Source organism: bacterium (assembly GCA_029210545.1).
In the GTDB taxonomy this organism is placed as follows: domain Bacteria; phylum BMS3Abin14; class BMS3Abin14; order BMS3Abin14; family BMS3Abin14; genus JARGFV01.
Genome location: JARGFV010000010.1, coordinates 1 through 17,523, shown reverse-complemented (window position 1 = coordinate 17,523; position 17,523 = coordinate 1). Strand labels below are relative to the sequence as shown.

The 17,523-nt window shown below is 58.3% G+C and carries 17 protein-coding genes; 6 read left to right on the top strand and 11 right to left on the bottom strand.

What is annotated here, in order from left to right:
• Positions 1 to 411 precede the first annotated feature (411 nt).
• Both P1S46_02095 and P1S46_02090 read left to right on the top strand, forming a co-directional pair.
• A complete protein-coding gene (locus tag P1S46_02095) occupies positions 412 to 1,539 on the top strand; it encodes a metallophosphoesterase (GenBank protein MDF1535276.1) in 1,128 nt (375 codons plus the stop codon).
• A 138-nt stretch (positions 1,540 to 1,677) separates the two neighbouring features.
• Positions 1,678 to 2,142, top strand: a complete 465-nt coding sequence (locus P1S46_02090) for a nitrophenyl compound nitroreductase subunit ArsF family protein (protein ID MDF1535275.1) — start codon at positions 1,678 to 1,680, stop codon at positions 2,140 to 2,142.
• Between the two features lie 64 nt (positions 2,143 to 2,206).
• On the opposite strand, the gene P1S46_02085 is transcribed toward P1S46_02090, so the two are convergent.
• From P1S46_02085 to corA, 3 genes are all read right to left on the bottom strand, one after another.
• The gene (locus tag P1S46_02085) at positions 2,207 to 2,722 is read right to left on the bottom strand and encodes a tryptophan-rich sensory protein (GenBank protein MDF1535274.1); all 516 of its coding nucleotides are present in this window, start codon (positions 2,720 to 2,722) and stop codon (positions 2,207 to 2,209) included.
• Entirely contained in the window at positions 2,722 to 4,191 is a 1,470-nt protein-coding gene (locus tag P1S46_02080) for an SDR family oxidoreductase (protein MDF1535273.1), read from the bottom strand. The genes P1S46_02085 and P1S46_02080 overlap by 1 nt, the downstream gene beginning before the upstream one ends.
• A gap of 64 nt (positions 4,192 to 4,255) precedes the next feature.
• Entirely contained in the window at positions 4,256 to 5,371 is a 1,116-nt protein-coding gene (gene corA / locus P1S46_02075; GenBank protein ID MDF1535272.1) for a magnesium/cobalt transporter CorA, read from the bottom strand.
• Positions 5,372 to 5,586: 215 nt separating this feature from the next.
• Between corA and P1S46_02070 the strand changes: the two genes are divergently transcribed.
• Positions 5,587 to 6,699, top strand: coding sequence for a mechanosensitive ion channel family protein (locus P1S46_02070; protein MDF1535271.1), 1,113 nt, complete (start codon positions 5,587 to 5,589; stop codon positions 6,697 to 6,699).
• 177 nt (positions 6,700 to 6,876) lie between these two features.
• Here P1S46_02070 and P1S46_02065 read toward each other — a convergent pair whose 3' ends face one another.
• Positions 6,877 to 7,488, bottom strand: a complete 612-nt coding sequence (locus P1S46_02065; GenBank protein MDF1535270.1) for a DUF445 family protein — start codon at positions 7,486 to 7,488, stop codon at positions 6,877 to 6,879.
• A gap of 15 nt (positions 7,489 to 7,503) precedes the next feature.
• On the opposite strand from P1S46_02065, the gene P1S46_02060 reads away from it, so the two are divergent.
• Complete coding sequence (locus P1S46_02060) at positions 7,504 to 7,686, top strand: hypothetical protein (protein ID MDF1535269.1); 183 nt, start codon at positions 7,504 to 7,506, stop codon at positions 7,684 to 7,686.
• Between the two features lie 3 nt (positions 7,687 to 7,689).
• On the opposite strand, the gene P1S46_02055 is transcribed toward P1S46_02060, so the two are convergent.
• The 4 genes from P1S46_02055 to arsS form a co-directional block, all read right to left on the bottom strand.
• Positions 7,690 to 9,123 (bottom strand): TIGR04283 family arsenosugar biosynthesis glycosyltransferase, encoded by a 1,434-nt coding sequence (locus P1S46_02055; GenBank protein ID MDF1535268.1) that lies wholly within the window; start codon positions 9,121 to 9,123, stop codon positions 7,690 to 7,692.
• A gap of 268 nt (positions 9,124 to 9,391) precedes the next feature.
• Positions 9,392 to 10,915, bottom strand: a complete 1,524-nt coding sequence (locus tag P1S46_02050) for a mercuric reductase (protein MDF1535267.1) — start codon at positions 10,913 to 10,915, stop codon at positions 9,392 to 9,394.
• The gene (locus P1S46_02045) at positions 10,908 to 11,696 is read right to left on the bottom strand and encodes a TVP38/TMEM64 family protein (protein MDF1535266.1); all 789 of its coding nucleotides are present in this window, start codon (positions 11,694 to 11,696) and stop codon (positions 10,908 to 10,910) included. The genes P1S46_02050 and P1S46_02045 overlap by 8 nt, the downstream gene beginning before the upstream one ends.
• A gap of 104 nt (positions 11,697 to 11,800) precedes the next feature.
• Positions 11,801 to 12,760, bottom strand: a complete 960-nt coding sequence (gene arsS, locus P1S46_02040) for an arsenosugar biosynthesis radical SAM protein ArsS (protein ID MDF1535265.1) — start codon at positions 12,758 to 12,760, stop codon at positions 11,801 to 11,803.
• Positions 12,761 to 13,242: 482 nt separating this feature from the next.
• On the opposite strand from arsS, the gene P1S46_02035 reads away from it, so the two are divergent.
• Positions 13,243 to 16,032, top strand: a complete 2,790-nt coding sequence (locus tag P1S46_02035) for a bifunctional transaldolase/phosoglucose isomerase (protein ID MDF1535264.1) — start codon at positions 13,243 to 13,245, stop codon at positions 16,030 to 16,032.
• Positions 16,033 to 16,039: 7 nt separating this feature from the next.
• Here P1S46_02035 and P1S46_02030 read toward each other — a convergent pair whose 3' ends face one another.
• The 3 genes from P1S46_02030 to P1S46_02020 form a co-directional block, all read right to left on the bottom strand.
• Positions 16,040 to 16,438 (bottom strand): Rrf2 family transcriptional regulator, encoded by a 399-nt coding sequence (locus P1S46_02030; protein ID MDF1535263.1) that lies wholly within the window; start codon positions 16,436 to 16,438, stop codon positions 16,040 to 16,042.
• 104 nt (positions 16,439 to 16,542) lie between these two features.
• The gene (locus tag P1S46_02025; GenBank protein ID MDF1535262.1) at positions 16,543 to 16,680 is read right to left on the bottom strand and encodes a hypothetical protein; all 138 of its coding nucleotides are present in this window, start codon (positions 16,678 to 16,680) and stop codon (positions 16,543 to 16,545) included.
• Between the two features lie 34 nt (positions 16,681 to 16,714).
• Complete coding sequence (locus P1S46_02020) at positions 16,715 to 16,858, bottom strand: hypothetical protein (protein ID MDF1535261.1); 144 nt, start codon at positions 16,856 to 16,858, stop codon at positions 16,715 to 16,717.
• Between the two features lie 392 nt (positions 16,859 to 17,250).
• Between P1S46_02020 and P1S46_02015 the strand changes: the two genes are divergently transcribed.
• Positions 17,251 to 17,475, top strand: coding sequence for a transposase (locus P1S46_02015; protein ID MDF1535260.1), 225 nt, complete (start codon positions 17,251 to 17,253; stop codon positions 17,473 to 17,475).
• The last annotated feature ends 48 nt before the right edge of the window (positions 17,476 to 17,523 follow it).

Genomic DNA, 17,523 nt, shown 5'->3' with positions numbered 1-17,523 from the left:
GGTAGTTCACCGGAGTTATTTACCGGTTTAATGCTCTTGTTTTCAAGAAAAGACCCAAAAAAGGGCTTTCCGAAAAACCTATAGCAGCGTGTCAAGAGGTTTTCCGACACGCTGCTAGACAAGCTCGACCATTTATCCGTCTGCCCCCCAGGACATTTCCATTCAGGTTGCGCTTGCGGAACCTGAACGTATTCTAATATAACAATCCATGAAATTGACTCCAGGCTCGGCCACTTGCCTGGATATATTTCTCATTATGATACATTACAGATTCTAACACATGGAGAAATCGCAGTATATTGCCTTATCGGGCATCAGCATTGCGATGAGGAATCCGTCGATGCTCGCCAACCGCAGCAAGAATCGTGGTAATTTTTAAAAGGGGAAGAGATCCGGGAACCGGGAGTCATTATGATTCTTTTCATGCTTGTCTATTTCGGCATCTACGGCTCGATGCACGCCTATCTTTTCTGGAAGATCCACCAGGTGCTCCAGCCCGAGGGGTTGTTTCTTGCCGCCTTTACAGGTTTCCTGCTGCTCATGCTCAACGGCCCCATCCTCGTCAGGATCCTGGAACGAAACGGCCAGATCATGCCGGCTACCGTGCTGGCCTGGATCTCCTACACCTGGATGGCCTTTCTTCTCTGGTTCTGGTTCCTCGCGGTGATCCGGGACCTGTTCAATATCGGGGTGCGGATAGCCGCACAGATCGCACCCGATGCCTACCGCCTCATCATACATGCCAGGCCCGCCCTGCTCGTCAGCCTCGTCCTCATCGCCCTCGCCACCATCTGGGGGCTGGTGGAGGCCCGCGGGCTCACCGTCGAGCATGTCACCATTAAAAGCGGAGCCTTCTCCTCGACCAGCGGCCCCGTGAAGGTGGCCCAGATCTCCGACATCCACATCGGCCTTATCGAGGGGCAAAGGCGCCTGGAACAGATCGTTGCCATCCTTGAGAGGGAAAAGCCTGACATCCTCCTGTGTACCGGCGACCTCATCGACGGCATGACGCCGCACACCAACCACCTCAGCAAAGCCTTCACCCGGTACGATCCGCCCCTGGGAAAGTTTGCCGTCACCGGGAACCACGAATTTTACGCCGGGCTCAGGGGGAGCCTGGCTTTCATGGAAGAAGCCGGTTTTACGGTGCTCCGCGGCACGTCAGCACAGGCCGGTCCGCTTCGCATCGCCGGGGTGGACGATCCGGCCGGATCACGGACCGGTGAAGCGTCCTACACCGATGAGGCCGCTGCCCTCGCCATGGGGAACGGGAGCAGCTTCACCATTCTCATGAAGCACCAACCCGATATCACGACCCGGTCGCTGGGGCAGTTCGACCTTCAGCTCTCCGGACACACCCACAAAGGCCAGATCTTCCCCTTCAACTTCCCGGTAAAGCTGCGGCACCCCTACATTGCCGGCCTGTACGAACTCGACAGCGGAAGCCGTATCTACACCAGCCGGGGGACGGGGACCTGGGGGCCGCCCCTGAGGTTGTTGGCTCCAGCGGAGGTCACGATCTTTACGATAAATCCCTAATTTAGCTGGAATTTTAGTTCACATAGGTCTAGTATAACTAGTTGTTCGGCAGGTAAACGGGGCGGTTTCACCGGCCTGTCGGGTGTTGTTTCAGACGATCGTGTCAAGGTGGCCTGCACGCTGGAGAATCTATCCGAAATGACCGTATTCCGCCTCCTTGGGTTCCTTCTCATTTTCCTGACGCTGCCGGGCCTTATGGCCGCGGGACCCGGACCGGCCCATGCCGAAGATGTCCTGCCCGATGGCTGCCTCGGCAACCTGACCGACGACCAGGTCATCGTTTACTATTTCCATCGAAAGTTCAGATGCGGTTCGTGTGAGGTCATCGAATCGACGCTGCAAAGAGCCCTCGAAACCTATTACGGTCCTCACTTCACTAACGGCCGGCTGGCCATGTGCGTGGTCAACATCGACGATCCGGCCAACAGGCACTACCTGGAGCAGTTCCAACTCCTATCCACGTCCCTTGTTATCGTAAAGAAAAGCAAGGGATCGGTAGCCCGCTTCAAACACATCGATTCCATCTGGGAGATCTCCGAGGACCCTGATGCCATCTCCCACATCCTGCAGACCGAAATATCCAGGTACCTTACGGAAGGGTAAAGTTTCCGTAGCCAGAAGAGATCAGGGGCCGGGAAGGTTTTCCCCCTCCCAGGGCGGGACCGGGTTACAACTGCATTCCGGTGACCTGCACGACTCCTTCGCGGTTCATCCACCAGATGAACCCGTTAAGCACCGCCGCGAAAGCCACCCATCCGAGGTAAGGGATGAACAGGAGCCCGGCAAGACGGCTGACCCTGTAAAACAGCATCGCCGTTATCAGGATGAGACCCCAGAGGATAACGATCTCAGCCAGTGCCCACCCCGGCCGCATGGACCCGAAAAACAGGGCCGACCACATGACGTTGCACACAAGCTGGATGTAGAACGCGACCAGGGGAATGCGTACCGGTTTTTCACCCTCCTGTCTCCAGACGAGCCAGGCGGCCACTGCCATGAGGAAGAACAGGGCCGTCCACACGGGGCCGAAGACCCATGCCGGGGGGTTAAACGCCGGTTTTTCAAGGGCTTCGAACCAGCCGGAACGGATGGCAGGAGCGGTGAGAAGGCTTCCCGTAAGCTCGGCACCCAGGCACATCATCAGGAATATGAAGAACGCCGCGGCCCAACGGTAACGGTCCATCAGACGGTACACTCCTTTCTGCTGCGCTCGATGGTCCTGACGATCCCCCGGAACATCCCGTTAAAGACAAAAAAGTGGAAGGGGTAGACCGCGTACCAGTATACCCTTCCCCAGACCCCGACAGGATCGAACACGGCTGTCATCCGGACCTCTGAACCTCCCTCGTGGGGGCCGACCTCGAAATAAAGCCATGCCCGCCCCGGAAGCTTCATCTCTGCGTAAAGGAGGAGCAGACGGTCCTTGACGTACTTTTCAACCCGCCAGAAATCGATGGCGTCCCCCTCCCTGATATCAAAGGGGTCGCGACGGCCCCGGCGCAGACCGACACCGCCGCTGATCCGGTCCATCGCCCCCCGAAACTTCCACATCCAGTTGTAAGCGTACCATCCATTTTCCCCGCCGATGCACTGGATGGGAGCGAAGACCTCTTCCGGTTCATAACACAGGAACCGCGAGTAGGAATCCACACGACGTGTTCCGAAGGGCAGCCCCCACCAGTGGTGTTCGTCGCTCCTGTCCGCAAGGGCATCGGACCAGTGGGTGGCGGCGATCTGCTGATCCTCGTTGGCAATGGCCCTGGCTATGGCATCGGAAAGCCCCCTGGGCTGAATATCGAACATTTGCAGCGCCCGCGGGTCCGCGACGCAGCTGTCGTTACGCACCCCCTCGATGAGCTTGCGGCCCACTTTCGCGTAAAGCGGAGTAACCAGCGCCAGCCAGTGGCTGGACAGGTGGGGCGACATGAAAGGCACGGGGATGATGAGCCGGGGAAGGCCCCTCTGTCGGGCGTACTCCCGGAGGATGCCGTCGTAGGAAACGCGGTCGGCGCCGCCTATCTCGAAGATACCCTCCTGTCCTTCAGGAAGGTCGAGGGCCGAGACGAGGTAAGCCAGGGCATCCTCAACAGCGATGGGCTGGGTGCAGGACCGCACCCACATGGGAGTCGTCATGACCGGAAGCCGCTCAACCAGCGCCCTGACCATCTCGAAGGACAGGCTGCCCGAACCGATGATAATGGAGGCGCGAAACTCGATGACCGGGACACCGGAGTCAGCCAGGATCCTTCCCACCTCATGCCGGCTGGCAAGGTGAGTTGACAGCTCCTCCCCCTGCGCCAACCCCCCCAGGTAGACGATCCGGTCCACACCGGCCTTCTGTGCGGCGCGTCCGAAGTTTTGCGCCGCCACCCGGTCCCTTTCCTCAAAATCGCCCGCCGCCCCCATGGAGTGGACCAGGTAGTATGCGGCCTGGACGCCCTCCAGGGCGGCTTCAAGGCTATCGGGCTCCAGGAGATCAGCGTGAACCACCTCCGTCCCCTTACCCACCCTTGATATCAGGTACGCCGGATGACGGGCGATACACCGGACCCGGAGACCTTTGTTTTCCAACAAGGGAAGCAGGCGGCCTCCGATGTAGCCTGAGGCTCCCGTGAGCAGAATAAGCGGCTTGTCTTGCTTTTCCCCGTTCACGAAAACCTCCTGGCGGAACAAAGGTCACTGGGGATGTTCATATCCAGCGCTTCAAGCTGAGGACTCAACTGCGGGGTCGTTTTCCCCCACCCAGCCACCCGCGACTGCGAAAGAAAAGGGCCATGGCACCGCCTATGACGAGCATCAGGCCCCAGAAAGCCGGGTAGCCGTACTTCCAATTGAGTTCCGGCATGTTAAAGGGAGACGCTTCGGTGTTGAAGTTCATGCCGTAGATCCCCGCCACGAAGGTCAGGGGGATAAAGATGGTGGCGATGATAGTGAGGACTTTCATCACCTCGTTCATGCGGTTGCTGATCGAGGAGAGGTAAACGTCCATGAGTCCGCTGGCCATGTCACGGTAACTTTCCACCATGTCGATGACCTGGGCAACGTGATCGTAGCAGTCCCGGAGGTACAGCTGGGTTTCCGGTTTGATGAAGGAATCGTTCCTGAACAATGAGTTGACCGTTTCCCGCATGGGCCAAACGGTGCGCCTTATCTCCATCAGGTCGCGCTTGACCCGGTGGATGTCATTAACGGTGGTCTCGTCGGGTTCGTCGAGAATGACGACCTCAAGATTGTCCAACAGTTCACCGTAATCTTCCAGCAGGGGGAACCAGGCGTCGACCACAGCGTCGAGGATAGCGTAGGCGAGGTAGTCTGCCCCGAATTTTCTGATCCGGCCACGGGCTTTGCGGATCCTTTCACGGACCGGATCGAGACAGTCGCCCTGGCGCTCCTGGAAGGTCAGCACAAACCTGTCACCGAGGAAGACCCCCACCTGCTCGGAGCCGACCCGCCCCTCTGCCAGCGACAGCATCCGCGCCACGATGAAAAGGTTATCCTCGTACTCCTCGACCTTGGGCCTCTGGTGAACGTGGACCACATCCTCGAGGGCCAGCCCGTGGATCCCGAAAAGTTCAGCCAGGGCAATGAGGGTGTCGGCATCCCCCAGGCCGTCCACGTTGACCCACGTAACGGGCCACTTTTCCAGGCAGGAACCGATTTCCTCAACCGTCGCGTGCTCGACCTCCACGCTCTCCTCGGGAGAAAAGGAGATGATGTGGATCACCGGGAAAGGGGCGCCGGGATCTGTCTGGACGGTTCCGGGAACCTCCCCGGGCATGGTCCGGCGGTGAAACACCCTGCGCCTCTTTACCTTCCCTTTCACTCTTTCCATCATCCTCTCCCGGCAGTCCCAAGAGTCCGTAACACGCCCCGTACCTGTCCCTGTCAGAATAGTACCATACCGGGAGACTTATAAAAAAGGGCGCGCCCGGAATTGCGATGGGTCTGATTTTACAATTCCGGGGGCGCCCTTTTTTTTATGATACAATATGGTCGTCAAAACGCTAAGGAAATCAGGGAGCAGGGCCAATCCGGGGAGGGTTGCCGATGCAGATCGAATGGTTACAGGAGTGGCTGATCCCCGCCGCTTTTCTGGTTGGCGGTATTACCCTGGGATTGCTGGCAGAGAGGGTGATCCTGCCCCTCTTGCTCAGGGCAGCCAGGAGGCTCGACATCGACTCGGTGACCCTCGTCGCCCGGTCCCTGAAGGGGATGGTCCTGCTGTGGGGGTTCCTTGCCGGCCTCTCCGGCGCCATTGCGGCCGCCCCCATGAAACCGGACCTCATCCGGTTCCTTGAAAAGATCCCTGTTGTTTTGTTCCTGCTGTCACTGACCGTGCTCCTCGCCCGGATCTCCGTTGGTATTTTTGACCTCAAGGCCGGGAAAGGGAAAGGCGATACACCCACCATCTCCCTTTTTTCCAACCTCATCAAGCTCGGGGTCTACATCCTGGGCATCCTCGTCATCCTCCAGACCCTCGGCGTCTCCATCACGCCGGTCCTCACGGCTCTCGGGGTGGGAGGCCTGGCGGTGGCACTGGCGCTCCAGGAGACCCTTTCCAACCTTTTCGCAGGTCTGCAGATCATCGCCGCGCGCCAGGTCAAGCCCGGTGACTTTGTCCACCTCGACACCGGCGAGGAGGGGTATGTCACCGACGTGACCTGGCGCAACACGACCATTAAAGGGATCAACAACAACATGGTCATCGTTCCCAACTCAAAGCTTGCCTCGGCCATCCTCACGAACTACCACCAGCCGGCAAAGGAGATGCTGGTCTTCGTCCCCGTGGGGGTGCACTACGACAGCGACCTGGAGCAGGTGGAGAGGGTCACCCTGGAAGTGATCCGTGATGTCCAGGCCGCGGTGAACGGAGCCAAGCGTGACCATGAACCCAGGATACGGTACAACGAGTTCGGGAGCTCGAGCATCAATTTCAGGGCCGTTCTGGCCGTGGAGGAGTTCCTCAGCGGTTACGAACTGACCCACGAGTTCGTCAAACACCTGAAACGGCGCTACAACGAGGAAGGGATCACCATACCGTTTAACATGGTGACCCTGGACATCCCGGACAATCCACAGTTGACGTTGAACCTGCGGGACAGAAACGGAGACGCACCGAAGTCTGGAGCTTCCAGAGAACCGATGGACGCGGAGACATGAGGGTGCCGGTGGGAAGAGCGGTAAGGGAGTAAGGGAGTAAGCAGGTATAGGGTAGAAAAGGCTTTCTCTCGCTCGTTTATCACGCGGTAAATATTCGGAAGGGTGCGGTGGGTCAGCTGTTGATCTTTGGTCTTTTTTTACACCTCTGCCCTCTGTACTCTACACTCTGCACTCAAGTCATCCTGCCAGCAGCAGGATCAGCCCCTGGATCACCCCGATGAGGGCGCCGGTGATCGCTCCCACAACCTGGATGTGGCCGAACTCCCTGCGGGCCACTGACATCACCAGATTTTCCAGGGTTTCGATCTCGAACTGCTCCACCCTGGACCGGACGATCTCCCTGACATCCACCGAATCCCTGAGCCGGTCCACGAACCCGGACCGGTACCCCTCGACAAACCGGATCACCTCTCGGCTCAGAACCTCCTGAAGGGAAGGCAGGACGATGTTCTTCCAGATCTGGGCGACGCCGGGGATCTGTTCGATGATCCCTCCCGGCCCCCTGTCGTGGAGGACATCCCTTATGAGACGGCTTATCTCCTCGTGCCACCCGACCCCCGACATGGCCTTATCCAGATCCTCCCGCGTCAGGAGGCTCTTCTCCACCGTTTCAGCAATGCGGTCGGCGAACTGGTAGTGGCGACGCGGAATGACACCCTGAAGAGACCACCAGAGGACACGGATCGGCTGACGGGGACGGAAAAGCATGAGGATAGCCAGCCAGTTGGTGAACCAGCCGACGAGGGCGCCGACGAGGGGAAAGATGAGGAACCAGGCAAGTTGGGACATGGAGGGAGAATAACAGTGGAAAGGGGAAAGGGGAAAGGGGAAAGAGCAGGGAGGAGGGAGGAGGGAGGAGGGAGGAGGAAGGAGGGAGGAGGAAGGAGGGATGGAATCCAGGAATCACCATCTCGGATCTCAAATCTCAGATCTCAAGGAACTGCGTTGTTGATTGGAATCTTCACCACTTTGAGATGTGGGATATGAGATTCATAAATCCCTTTTCCCTTTTCCCTTCTCCCTTCTCCCTGTTTTCCCATACCATCTCCCCAGCCACCCCGGATCCACCCCCAGGACATACAGCCACATGACCGCCTGGTTGATGAGGGTGGTGCGCCAGACACCTCGATCCGTCCATTTCCGGGAAGATGTCGTGACCTGCAGGGGAATCAGTTCCCGCCTGCCCGCCTTGCCCAGCCGCTTCCACAGCTCGTAATCTTCCATGACCGGAAGATCTGGAAAACCGCCGATCTTCCGGAAAGTTTCGGAACGGATAAAAATCGCCTGATCACCAAAAACAATACCAAGCCTGACGGTCCGGAAATGGACCGCATTCTCTATGAGCCTCATGGAAGCCGTGTCGCTGTCTGTTCCGAAAAGAAACGCCCCTCCGGCTGCACCATACGCAACCGCTTTCCTGACATTGAAGGCGAACCCCTCGGGCAAGCGGGTATCCGCGTGGAGGAAAAGGAGAATATCCCCGGACGCAGCCTCAGCACCCGCGTTCATCTGCTCCGCACGCCCCCGGGGTGAAACTTCAACCCTGACCCCTGCCTCCTCGCAAATGGACACTGTGTTGTCCGTGCTGCCTCCATCGGCAACCACAACCTCAACACCCTCATCCTCAAGGGCGACCAGAAGCTCCCCGATCCGCTCCTCCTCGTTGAGAGTTGGAATAATTACCGAGATCGCCTGAGGTTTGCTTTCCTGAGTACTGGGTACCGGGTACTTGGGACTTGCTTCGAAGGGAGAAGCGAACCATTTGGTAACTGGCTCTCTCTTCGCGCTTCGTGCTTTACGCTTGGATCTCGCCGTTTCCCAAACGGCGAGATCCTCCGGCTCGTCCACATCTGCTTTTTCATCCAGGAGCCCCATGTCCATACCAGCGTCTGCCAGGGCGTTGACCGTACGCCATAGAACTTCCCTCGTCCCCCACGGGATATCTGAGAACACGGCCCCATAAAGAGCCGGCGATGCGCTCGATGTCATGGCGATGAGGTAATAGCCTCCGTCGGAGGCCGGTCCCAGGACAATGGGGTTGTCCTCCAGCAGCGCCAGCGCTTCCCGGACATCCGGAGCGTCCAGCTCAGGGCAGTCGCCGCCGACGATGACAGCCTTTTTTATGCCGTCCGCGAAGGCGCCCGTAAACGCTCGCTCCATCCGCTGCCCGAGGTCTCCCGCACCCTGCGCCGTTAAAAGGAGGCCGTCTCCCAGCCAGGCGGCCATGGCACTTTCGTCCCCTCCATCGTACCGCACCTCGATCTCGACCCCTTCTCCCCCCAGAGGGCGGAGCCGACTCAGGATGTGTTCCGTCATTTCACGCTGAAGATCGGCAGCGCCTTCGGCACCCAGGGCCGGGATGAGGCGGGTTTTTGTAGAACCGGGAACGGGGTAGCGGGTGAACAGGATGAGGCGGAAATTCATGAGGCCAGTACCCAGTACCCGGTATGCGGTACCCGGCATCCAGGGCGTAGAACTTTAAAACCAGATAGGCGAGAGCTACTGATGCATATGATCAGGCAACGATTTTGCACACACTTTCTCATGATTGATTAACCCCAAACCAGAAACGTAGATACCATTTAATTCTTACCGAAGCTCTGGGTTATGGAGATACTGGAAAAGCCCGCTGCCTGCTGGAAGAAGTAAGCAGAATTCTTGATGACTTCGCAAAAAGTCATCAAGTATACACCTACCTCTGCCATCTCAGGATCGTTTCAAAAACCTTTTTCACTCCCGGCGTGAGCCGCGTCCTGTTGTAAGCATCCGCGGCCTTGCGGATCCCTTCGGCCTGGGTGGGGTAGGGATGGATGACTGAAGAGAGAGCGCCGAGACCCATCTTCGCGGCCATGGCCACCGAGAGTTCGCTGATCATCTCCCCTGCGTGACGGGCGACGATGGTGGCTCCAAGGATGGTATCGGTCCCCTTTTTCAGGTGGATCCGTACCATCCCCCCGGTTTCATCTTCGGCTATGGCCCGGTCCACATCAGCCATGGGAACCGTTATGGTGTGGACCTCGACCCCTCTTGAGGCCGCATCACCTTCGTACATGCCCACGTGAGCGACCTCTGGGTCGGTGTATGTGCACCATGGTATGGTAAGGGCGCTGGTCTTCTTCCGCCCCCGGAACAGGGTGTTCTGGATGACGATCCGGGCCAGGGCATCGGCGGTATGCGTGAACTTGTAAGGGAAGCAGATATCCCCGGCCGCGTAGATGGCCGGGTTCGTGGTCTGAAGACGGTCGTTGACCCTGACGCCGCTGCGCTCGTCGTAATCGACTCCCACGCCTTCCAGGTTCAGACCATCCACGTTGGGCACCCGTCCCACGCCGACAAGGATCTCGTCCACCGTGATCGTTTTCTCGTCACCCCCGCATTGCAGGTGAACGGTTTTACCGTCAGCCCCCTTCTCCACCCGGGTAATGCCGCAAGACAGGATCAGTTCGACCCCGTCACGAACCATGGCAGCCTCTACCATGAGGGCTGCGTCACGATCTTCCCTTGATAGGATTCGGGGTCCCATCTCCAGAAGGGAAACCCGGCAGCCCAGCCTCTGGAAGGTCTGGGCCATTTCGCAGCCCAGGGGACCGGCACCGATGACGGCGAGGCGCTCCGGCCTTTCTGTAAGGGAGAAAACCGTCTCGTTGGTGAGATACCCGGTATCGGCAAGGCCGTCTATCGGGGGAACGAAAGCTCTAGCTCCCGTGGCGATCACGGCTTTCTTGAACCGGAGCCTTGCGCCATCCACCTCCACGGTGTCGGGCCCCGTAAAGCTCCCTTCCCCGAGGAAGAGGTCGACACCCAACTCCCCGGAAAAGCGCCGGGCGGAGTCGTTGGCGCTGATCCCCGAACGAAGCCTTCGCATCCGCTCCATAACGGCAGCGAAATCCACTTCGTAGCCTTCGGTCACCTCGATGCCGAAACGGGCCGCGTCCCTGACGTCCGCCGCCGCACGGGCAGACCGGATAAGGCATTTGGAAGGGACGCACCCCACGTTGAGGCAGTCACCACCCATGAGATGTCTTTCAACCAGGGCCACCCTTGCTCCCAGGCCGGCTGCCCCGGCCGCTGTCACCAGCCCGGCCGTTCCTGCTCCGATAACAACCAGGTTGTACCGGCTCTGCGGCTTCGGGTTAACCCAGCCGGGCGGATGAACGTTGTTTTCCAGGATCCGGTTGTAATCATCCTGTGGAGTCAGCAGTGGTTTGTCACCCATGGTCTGCTCCTCTATCCTCCCTGTCCTGCCCGCCCTGAGCCAGGTCTTGGGAAGCCTGGTCGACGGGCCTGCTACCCGACCCTGAGGCCCGCCCTGGCGGGATCGAAGGGCCTTCTCCCAGCCTTTTCCTCGCCTGCTGACCCAGGACGACAATGATCGCCAGGATCATGACCACTATCAGAACCAGGATCCACGGCACCTTTCCTTCACGGACCGCTTCGACCACCGCTGCCGAGCCTGTAACGTACAGGATGGTACCCGGCAGCATGCACACGAAAGACCACAGGACGTAGGTTCGAAAGGGCACTTTTGTCAGACCGAAACCGTAGTTCAAAAGGTTGAAGGGGAAGATGGGAACCAGGCGGGTAATGGCCACCACGATGTCACCGTGGCGCGCGGTGAGCTCATCGAGCCTGCGGAATTTCTCGTTGTTTTCCAGCCATCCCTCGACGGAACCGCGGGCAAGATACCTGGACACCAGAAAGGCCAGGCTGGCCCCCAGGGTGGCTGCGAAGATCACCGTAATGACCCCTACCACCGGCCCGAAGAGGGCTCCGGCAACAATGGACAGGGCAGATCCGGGCAGGGCGGCCACGGTAGCAACCGCATACACCGCTGTGAACACCAGGGGCCCGAGAGCACCCAGGGACCTTATCCACTCCTGAAGATCGCCCAGTTTTTGGCCGATCCCGACCCTTGCCGACAGGGCAACGATCCCCATGACCACGACAAGGAGGATGATCGGCCGCCAGGGTGGTGTTTTTTTATGTTCCTTGTTCATGGAGCCCCACGTTTACAGGAAAAGGAGAAGAGGAGAAGAGGAGACAATAACCGATCTTTCCCCTTTTCTCCTTTTCCTCTTTTCCCCCTTCAGCGGATAGCTCTTCAGCTATCCGCTATGGCCCCCCCGCAAGACGATCCGGCACCGGCCGTGCATCCGAAACAGTGAGTCCCGGTTACGATCCTCCTCCCGGCCACAGCGTCAAAAACCCATTTGTCGATGTGGTCGGGAGCTCCATGGTTCATGACCAGATTGAGGGCAAGGTTGAAATCACAGTCGTAAAGGGCGCCGTCCCATCGGATGCTGATCTGGCTTCGGCACATGAGCCCCTGGACCGTAGCGGCGTTGAATGACGCGGTGAGAAGGTTCATGTACTTGTCGTAGTTTCCCTTCTCCTCGAGGATATTCCTGAACCTGCCGACAGGCATGTTAACGATGGTGAGAAGGTTGTTGAACCGGATGCCAAAACGTTCCTTCAGCTCACGCTTGTAGTCGGCCTCGAGACCCGCCTGGTCACCTGGCAGGTAAGCGCCCCCGGGGTTATAGACCAGGTTGAGCTGGAGGCCTTCATCGATTCCGTAGCCCAGCTTGTTAAGCCGCTTGACAGTTTCGACGCTCTTGCCGTAGACACCTTTTCCCCGCTGAGCCGTCACGTTTTCCTCGAGGTAGCAGGGAAGCGATCCTGCAAGCAGAACGCGGTGTTTTCCAAAGAAGGCAAGGAGTTCATCGCCTTCCTTCTCCGCGAGTGCTGTAAGGTTCGTCCTCACCTGGATCCGGCACCCTTCTCCCGCCAGGGCCGCGACGAAACGCCGCAGATGAGGGTTCAGTTCCGGAGCCCCTCCGGTAATATCAACCAGGGCCGGTTTAACCTCCCGGACCAGACAGAGGACCTTCTGCATGGTGGACCACTGCATGATCTCATGGTTGTCCCGCGAGGCGCCCAGGTGGCAATGGGCACAGGACTGGTTGCAGATCAGCCCAACGTTGACCTGCAGGGTTTCGATACCGCTGGCGTACAGGCCTTTCTCTTTGGTCCCGGAGACGAGTTTTTCGAACCTGTTCATGGAACCCCTCTGTCAGGTACCCACGGCAAAGCCTGGGAATTTCCCAGGGTTTTAATTGCGAGGTTGTCAACATTGTTAAGCGGCTGGACTCGGACCTCTTTTAAAAGGCTAACACACCGGAGGTCCTCCCACAACGCTCCCCATCGATTTTCCCGTATGCAATGCTATACTTGACAGGGTCGCAAAAAGTCCAATCCGGGACTTTTCGCTCCACGGAAAGGAAAAAGCGGGGTTTTTCCTTTCCTCACGGATCGCTGACATATTTGGCGGTCATCGATCCGGGCGCCGCTCCCAGGCGCGGCGGGTCATTGATTTGGGCGCCCCGCGCGGGGCGCGTTGATGACTTTTTGCGAAGTCATCATTCTTCAACAGGGGTAAGGACCAGAAACTCGGAAAAACATCGTTTCCCCAGGGTAGTTGTCAAACAGTTGTTATGGTTTTATTCTGTGCGCTACGCCCTGTATTCCGTTCCGGAGGAACCAATGAACAACATTCATAAAGCCCGCGTCCTCGGCCAATCGATCTGGATCGACCATATCAGGAGATCATTCATCACATCAGGAGAGATGGGAAGGTTCATCGACCTCGGTGTGACCGGGATGACTTCAAACCCCACCATTTTCGAAAAAGCGATCACAGGCAGTTCCGATTATGACAGGGCTCTCTCTGCCCTTGTGGGCACCGGACTGTCCCCTGAACTGGCATACGACGCTATCACCGTAGAAGACGTCGGTATGGCAGCCGACCTTTTGCGCCCTGTCTACGAGAGGACAGGGGGAGGGGACGGCTACGTCAGCCTTGATGTCGACCCGCATCTGGCCTCGGACACCGAGGGTACTGTTTCTGAAGCGGTCAGGCTCTTCAATCGCCTCGCCCGCCCAAACATCATGATCAAGGTTCCAGCCACGACAGAGGGCATCCTTGCCGTCGAGGAACTGACACGACAAGGTGTCAACGTCAACGTCACCCTGATCTTTTCTCTCCAGCAGTATCGGGACGCGGCTCAAGCCTATATCGTTGGTCTTAAAAAACGATCGGCCGAAGGTCGATCCATCAACACGCTTGCCTCCGTAGCCTCCTTTTTCCTCAGCCGTGTGGATTCAGCTGTTGACGAACTCCTGCAGGAAAAGGGGACCGACGAGCTGCGGGGGCGTACGGCCATCGCCAACGCACGGCTCGCCTACGCCGATTTTCTGGGGCTCTTTGCCGGTCACGACTGGGAACAGCTTTCATACCTCGGTGGCCGTGTCCAGCGCCCCCTTTGGGCCAGTACCGGCACCAAGAACCCTGCCTACATCGACACCATGTACGTGGACCATCTCATCGGGCCCCACACGGTGAGCGCCCTTCCCGTTGACACCCTCCAGGCCTTCCTGGATCATGGAACAGCCGCCTTCACGCTGGGGGAGGACATTTCCGAAGCGAAACAGCACATGGCTGCCATCGCCAGACACGGCATCGACATTGAGGCTGTGACCGACAAACTGCTGGTTACCGGGGTCGAGGCTTTCGCGTTATCCTTCAGCTCTCTCATGACCGGGATCCGGCACAAGGTCGACGACCTGAGAGCGGGCAGATCTGTTTTTAACTGGGAGACCGGGCCCTACAGGGAGAAAATCCAGTCCACCCTGGAAGGGATCCGGGATAACAGGATCATGGACCGCATCCGGGACCACGATCACACCGTCTGGAAAGAGTCCCCGGAGGAGATTTCCAACAGGTTAGGTTGGCTGAGCAGCCCTGAAAACATGCAGGGTGTTATCCCCAGGATCATGGATATGGTCTCCCACGTCCGTGCGGCCGGATACACGGATGCCCTTCTCCTTGGCATGGGCGGCTCCAGCCTCGCACCGGACCTCCTGAGGAGGACCTTCGGGATCACCCCCGGGTTCCTGGACGTCAGGATATTGGACAGCACGGACCCGGGCGCGGTCATCGAGCACACAAGGCGTCTCGATCCGGCCAGGACCCTTTTCATCGTATCCACCAAATCCGGGACAACAACCGAGACCCTTTCGTTCTTCAAGTACTTCTACAACTGGACCTGCGACGCCCTGGGCGCCTTCAGCGCCGGGGAGCATTTTATCGCCATCACGGACCCCGGCAGTTCCCTGGCCGGTCTTGCCGGACAGCTGGGGTTCAGGGATATCTTTTTGAACGACCCCAATATCGGCGGCCGTTACAGCGCCCTGTCCTATTTCGGCCTTGTCCCGGCAGCCCTCCTCGGCATCGATATCGCACGGCTGCTCTGTCGCGCCGCCACCATGGTGTGCAACTGTGAACCGTCCAACTGTCCCGTTGACGGAGACAACTCCGGCGCCATTCTGGGAGCGATCCTGGGCACTCTCCATGGGGAAAACGTGGACAAGCTGACCTTTATCACTTCCCCTTCCCTCACCGCCATGGGCGCCTGGCTCGAGCAGCTCATCGCGGAAAGTACCGGCAAGGAGGGCAAGGGGATCCTGCCGGTAGAAGGGGAGATCCCCGGCTCACCGGAAGTATACGGCCGCGATCGGCTTTTCGCCTACCTGTACCTTGACGGGGACACGACTTTTCACGAGGCCTTCGATTCCCTCATTGAGTCGGGGCATCCCGTGGTCCGCATCGAGCTTTCCAACCTGTATGATCTGGGAGGAGAGTTTATCAGGTGGGAGATGGCCACCGCCGTGGCCGGGCATGTCATGGGGATAAACCCCTTCGATCAACCCAACGTGGAGGCGGCCAAGATAAAGGCCCGGGCCATGCTGGACGCATACCTCAAAACGGGCCGACTTCCCTCTCCTGAAGCGGACCTGGATAACGGGAATATCCAGGTGTTCACGGATACTGGTGCGAGCGATCTCAGTGAAGCTGTAACGGGTTTCCTGGCCCAGGCAGGGGAGGGTGACTATGTTGCTGTCCAGGCCTTCCTCCACCCCACGGCTCACGCAGCCCTGGCCCTTGGTGAACTGCGCCACTCTATCCGGGACCGGCTCAAGACAGCCACCACGGTCGGTTTCGGACCCAGGTTCCTCCACTCCACCGGACAGCTTCACAAGGGAGACAGGGGAAACGGCCTGTTCATGCAGATCACCAGTTGGTCCCCCAGGGACCTGCCCATTCCCGACGAGGCAGGGAAAGAGCCTTCAGCCATCACCTTCGGAGTTCTCAAGGCCGCCCAGGCCATGGGAGACCGCCAGGCTCTCCTGGACGCCGGTCGACGTGTTATCCGGTTTCACGTGAGGGGGGATGTGGTGGAAGGGATACGGCGGCTGAAGGAGGCTGTCAGCTGACAGCTCCTCAGTTCAGCAGATCAGCGATCTTCCTTTCATCCAGCTGCTGACGGAACTGCGCCAGGAGATCTTTCCACACCCCATGGACAGAACAGGTGACGGACCTGGTGCAGCTTCCCGCGTCCAAAGCGCACGCATTGAGCAGAACGGGACCCATGACCGCTTCGATGATCCTGAGCAGGGAAAGTTCCGTTGGACCCACGAGCAGCCTGTATCCACCACGAGCCCCCTGGACGATCTCGATGATGCCGTCTCTGGTCAGTTGCTGGGCGATCTTGCCGAGGAAAGGGGAAGGGATATCCATGGCCTCAGAGACTTCCCTGCGGCTGACAAGTACCCCGACGCCGGCGCCGGAAAGGTGCTGACAGCAGCGAACCGCGTAATCAGCGGCCTTCGTGATCTTCATTGATCTCTTCCCTCCCTCACTTAAACAGGATGACGTTTATCTTATAATACAAAACGGGGAAGCTGCAAAGCTTCCCCGTCCTGCCATCGCCTGGGGCGAGATGGTTATGCCGCCTCTTCCGTCTCTTTCCTCTTGAGAGCTCGGCTGACCTTGAGGAGCCCGCCGGCCAGAAGGGCCACGAAGACTGTCGCGGCGCAGAAAACCATGGCGATAACCGAAAGCATTGTGATGAATTCCAGCATTTTATTTACCTCCTCCAGATACAAGGCACCCGGATCATTCCGGGTTCGTATTCTCTGCTTCACGCTTAAAAACCGCGTCTTTGAGTTTCATGAGGCCGCCGGCAACCAGGGCTACCAGGATGGTCGCCGCGACGAAGATCAAGGCGATTACCGCCATCGTCAGCAGGAACTCCATCATTTTGATCACCTCCCTGAATTTCTGAACCGGGTTTCGTCTTCCGAGCTTGTGTAATTTATAACAATCTTCCCTCCCCTTGTCAAGGATTTTCTTGAGAAATTATGCACAAGGTATATTTAAAGCCAAAAGACCTGTTACTAATGGGAACTTTCACAAAGTGTATTCACAATACATACAGGGGGCGGATCTTCTGCTCACCGTTCCCAGTTCAGTTTACAGTTCAGCCGGGGATCAGGATTTAACAGGGCCTAGGAGTCTGTGCCCTGCCTGTCTAACCAGACAGGCAGGGCACAGACTCCTAGATATATTTTGTCGGCCCATGGTACTATGATGTCACTGAAAAACATATAATTCTGAAGAAGTTCGCCCTCAGAATTATATGTCTTGAACGGATTTACGCATCCTATGACGGTTCGGCCGGCGGGCAGCCACCCTACGACCCCCAGATGATGGTGAGCTTGCTGCTTTACGCCTACTGCGTGGGGATCGTTTCCTCGCGCAAGGTTGATGGACTCGCAAAAAGTCCATCAATGCGCCCCGCGCGGGGCGCCCAAATCAATGACTCGAACCGTAAGTCAATGACAAGCTGCGCCTGGGAAGGGCGCCCGGATCGATGACCGGTAAATATGTCAGCGATCCGTGAGGGAAGGGAAAACCACGCTTTT

Excerpts from the sequence above, each read along its gene's own strand:
- P1S46_02095 (MDF1535276.1), top strand. The coding sequence starts at position 412 with ATGATTCTTTTCATGCTTGTCTATTTCGGCATCTACGGCTCGATGCAC.
- P1S46_02090 (MDF1535275.1), top strand. The coding sequence starts at position 1,678 with ATGACCGTATTCCGCCTCCTTGGGTTCCTTCTCATTTTCCTGACGCTG.
- P1S46_02085 (MDF1535274.1), bottom strand. The coding sequence starts at position 2,722 with ATGGACCGTTACCGTTGGGCCGCGGCGTTCTTCATATTCCTGATGATG.
- corA (MDF1535272.1), bottom strand. The coding sequence starts at position 5,371 with ATGGAAAGAGTGAAAGGGAAGGTAAAGAGGCGCAGGGTGTTTCACCGC.
- P1S46_02070 (MDF1535271.1), top strand. The coding sequence starts at position 5,587 with ATGCAGATCGAATGGTTACAGGAGTGGCTGATCCCCGCCGCTTTTCTG.
- P1S46_02065 (MDF1535270.1), bottom strand. The coding sequence starts at position 7,488 with ATGTCCCAACTTGCCTGGTTCCTCATCTTTCCCCTCGTCGGCGCCCTC.
- P1S46_02055 (MDF1535268.1), bottom strand. The coding sequence starts at position 9,123 with ATGAATTTCCGCCTCATCCTGTTCACCCGCTACCCCGTTCCCGGTTCT.
- P1S46_02050 (MDF1535267.1), bottom strand. The coding sequence starts at position 10,915 with ATGGGTGACAAACCACTGCTGACTCCACAGGATGATTACAACCGGATC.
- P1S46_02045 (MDF1535266.1), bottom strand. The coding sequence starts at position 11,696 with ATGAACAAGGAACATAAAAAAACACCACCCTGGCGGCCGATCATCCTC.
- arsS (MDF1535265.1), bottom strand. The coding sequence starts at position 12,760 with ATGAACAGGTTCGAAAAACTCGTCTCCGGGACCAAAGAGAAAGGCCTG.
- P1S46_02035 (MDF1535264.1), top strand. The coding sequence starts at position 13,243 with ATGAACAACATTCATAAAGCCCGCGTCCTCGGCCAATCGATCTGGATC.
- P1S46_02030 (MDF1535263.1), bottom strand. The coding sequence starts at position 16,438 with ATGAAGATCACGAAGGCCGCTGATTACGCGGTTCGCTGCTGTCAGCAC.
- P1S46_02025 (MDF1535262.1), bottom strand. The coding sequence starts at position 16,680 with ATGCTGGAATTCATCACAATGCTTTCGGTTATCGCCATGGTTTTCTGC.
- P1S46_02020 (MDF1535261.1), bottom strand. The coding sequence starts at position 16,858 with ATGATGGAGTTCCTGCTGACGATGGCGGTAATCGCCTTGATCTTCGTC.